The organism is Allosediminivita pacifica, from assembly GCF_003054175.1.
Lineage (GTDB): Bacteria > Pseudomonadota > Alphaproteobacteria > Rhodobacterales > Rhodobacteraceae > Allosediminivita > Allosediminivita pacifica.
The window spans coordinates 1-3,483 of record NZ_QBKN01000072.1 but is presented as its reverse complement, the minus strand read 5'-3'; the positions used below and the strand labels follow the sequence as shown (position 1 = coordinate 3,483).

Annotated in this window: 2 protein-coding genes; both read left to right on the top strand. The window is 60.8% G+C overall.

Annotation, left to right across the window (positions count from 1 at the left end; genetic code table 11):
- Nucleotides 1-137 precede the first annotated feature (137 nt).
- A complete protein-coding gene (locus C8N44_RS22835; protein WP_146178910.1) occupies nucleotides 138-770 on the top strand; it encodes a hypothetical protein in 633 nt (210 codons plus the stop codon).
- Nucleotides 767-3,193, top strand: a complete 2,427-nt coding sequence (locus C8N44_RS22830; RefSeq protein ID WP_107978981.1) for an AAA family ATPase — start codon at nucleotides 767-769, stop codon at nucleotides 3,191-3,193. The genes C8N44_RS22835 and C8N44_RS22830 overlap by 4 nt, the downstream gene beginning before the upstream one ends.
- Nucleotides 3,194-3,483: the final 290 nt, after the last annotated feature.

Here is a 3,483-nt window from a genome sequence, read left to right as displayed (position 1 = left end):
ACCGTGGTAATCTTTGACATGACCGCCTCCCATTAAGGATTGTTGCGATCCCACCTTGGCACAGCGATGCCGTCGGGGGGCGGTTACAGCATCAATGCGGATGCGCTGCAGCAGGCGTTTGTCAGGGAGATGATCCTGTGAGTACCGCACCGCTCGTTCGCGCCATCCAAGAGCGGCTTCGTGAAGCTATGTATCGTGACATTGCGACGCCATTCCGGATGGCGGGAGTTGAGTTCGATTTTACTGCGGCTATGCGCGGCAATGAAGGGCGCGCGCTCGATCTTATTCTAATCTTCGACACAACGACCGGCGATTTCGGTGACCGTGAAGGCGTGCGGGTGCGCCAGCGGGTCGAGGCCCTGAGCCGCGCTCTCGATGTCACGGGCTCTCGCTATGTTGTGACGGCGATACTCGCGGGCGCACTACTCACAGAAACCGTCGAGGCCCTGGCTGAGACGTGCCGCGTGCTGCAGGTCGAAGACATTGCGATCGGCGCCAATGGGAGGCCGGCCGATGAAGCGGCGATGCGGCAGCTCGAAGACCAAATCCGAGTACTACTGCCGCTCCGGCTTCCTGAAACAGTTGCCGAAAGCCAGGATGGATACGGACCTGCACTGGAGCAACTGGTGCTTGCGGTCCCGCCGACCAACAAGGCGTTCCTAGACGTCTTGATCGCGGCGTCGGAGGATGGGGAGCAAGCCGTCACCGACGCAGCCGGGCGCGCCGTCGGCGCACCGTTCCAAATTGACCAGGAGGAGGACCCGTCATGACGGCGATGATCCTCAAAGAACTCGACATCACCAACTTCCGGAGCATCCGCGGCCATATCCATGCGCCGTTGGATGCAAAGGTCGTACTTATCCATGGCGAGAACGGCGCCGGCAAGACGAGCTTGCTCTCGGCGATTGAATTGGCGCTTACCGGCAGCGTGCAGTCATTGTATCGCGCCGATGCCGGCTATGCTAAGCAGCTTCTGCATCGCTCCGCTGGCGAGGGAAGCGTGCTTCTCAAAACGTCCGGGGCGGTGGGCCAGCAAAGCTTCGAGACACGGCTGGACGGTCAGGGCGCAACCGCGGCCGGCAGGCTCGAGCAACGGCTCGCGACGTTCTTCAGCGAACGCGCTTATCTGCCGCAGTCACTGCTTGGACAGCTGTTGCAGATCTATCAGGAATCGGGCTCGGGCTCGGATTCCCCGCTCGCCCAGTTCGTCGGCAACTTGCTCGGGCTCGACCGGCTCGACGCGCTCGAAGCGGGCCTTAAGCCGCTTGTCGACGTTCGCAACGTTCGCAAAGTCGTGGACGGGTGGAGTAGTGCCGAAACGGAGAAAACCAGGCTTGAGCGCCTTTTGGAAAGCCAGCGTAAGACGCGGGCTGCTGTTGCCGAGAGCCTGACCGCGGATTTTGAGGCGCTCAAGATTATTGCCGAGCACTTCGCGCCCGAACTGGCTGTCAGCGAAGACTCGCTGGACGCGCTCACGGCCTCGCTCCAAGATGAAGCCGACGCGGCAGCGTTAGAGAAGCGTTATGATCAGGTTCGCGAGTTCGGCGCGATCAGGCGGGAAATTGCCCAAGCGCAGGAAAGCATAGAGGGAGCCAATGCGCTGCCCGATGCCGATGCGTCGGCTGCCGCATATCAGCTATGGGAATCAAGCGACGGCGCTCGGGTTTCCGCCCTGCGCGCGCGCATTGAACAACTGCTGCCAAAAGTTTCGCTGCCAAGCGACCTCGAACATTTTCCGGAAGAGGCTATCGCCCAATTGCGCGCCGCAGCTAAGGAACTGAGCGATCGGGCGGCACAGGCCCGCGCCGACAGCGCGCGTCGCGTTGCCGCTGAATCGGAACGCGACGCGGTGCTGACTCAGCGCAACACAATCGATGCTGAAGTCAGCTCGATTTCAAGCGATTCAAGCAGCCTCGCTTCCGCACTAGCGGAGCTGACAAGCTTCGTGGAAAACGAGATTTGTCCCGTATGTGACCGAGACTTCCGTGAGGTGACCGAGGGCTCGCTGAGTGAGCATGTCCATGCCAAGGTGCGGCGGCTGTCGGGGGCGGCAGAACGGTTGCTGACACTAGGCCGCTCACGCAGTGATTTGCAACTAAGCGTTGAACGGTTGGAGCGCGAGATCGAGGCGCTGACGTCCCGCATTCTGGACTCTAAGTTCTTAGCTGACCTCGACCGGCGGGCAGCGGATCTGGATAGGGCGGCGGTAGAGCTCGAAGGGCTGGCGGAAGCTTTCCGTCAGGGCGGTAGGCTGCGCAGCGAGGATGTTGCGGCGCGCCGGGCTCGTATCGAGTTGCAGACACGAACCGCAGCGCTACTAGGTGCGCGAGAAACGCTCGGCGGTTTTGCGCGCACGGTCGGGGCGTCCGAACCGAGCGAAGGCGAAACCTTTGAGGCGGCGGTCGAACGGATCGAGATTTTTCTAATGGCTGAGAGTAAGCGGCTCGGCGACCGAGTGACGAAGCGACGCGAAGGTCTGGAATATGTTACCACGATCCGCGCAGGTTTGGCGCGGTTGACGGAGACCGATGCCGGGATCAACAAGGATTTGACCGCATGGCAGCGAGCTGACAGCTCGCTAACCCGCGCGCAGGAACTTCGAGACGAAGGCATTGCGATCCGCAATGCCGTTGACCGGGTGCGCTCGACGATCATCCGGCGCGAGTTCAACGACCGGCTAAATTTCTTGTGGGGCGATCTCTTCGTCCGGCTGGCTCCTGTGGAGCCATTCGTGCCGGCATTCCGCATTCCCCCAGCGCAGACGCAGCGGCTCCAGCCCAAGTTGATCACCGAGCACCGGTATGGCGGCGACGCTGGTGGCACGCCGGGCGCGATGCTCAGCGCCGGCAACCTCAACACCGCGGCGCTGACATTGTTTATTGCTCTGCATCTGGCGGTGCCCGTGAAGTTGCCTTTGTTAATACTAGACGATCCGGTGCAATCGATGGACGATGTTCATATCGCACATTTCGCGGCGTTGCTTAGAACACTCTCAAAGGAACATGGCCGCCAGATCCTGATCGCCGTACACGACCGCCAGCTATTCGAATATCTTCGACTAGAGTTAAGCCCAGCCTTCACTGAAGACAGCCTGCTGACTCTCGAACTATCGCGGAGTCGTCGGCGCGACACCCTGTGCAGCCACAATCGCTACGCCTTTAGAGAAGAAACGGCTCTAGTTAGTGCCGCCTAAAGATTGCCCGACAAGCGACGCAGCTTTACTTCAGAGGGAATAAGAAGTGCGTGCTCCTAGCAGGGCGCTTGGAACAATGCAAGTTAGCGACGCCGGATTAAGCCGCGTGCGACTCCGCCATTTCCCTGCGCCGACTCAATCGTTTTAATGCAGCGCTCGCGCGCAACTTGAAAAGGCGAAGAACCCTCGTGCTACGTAAGCGGCGTCTACGCCCCATCGGAGTTCAGCTCGACGGCTTGAAGTTCCAGGGTAGCAACTCGTCGATCCGGTTCGCGGGATGCCCTGCCGCG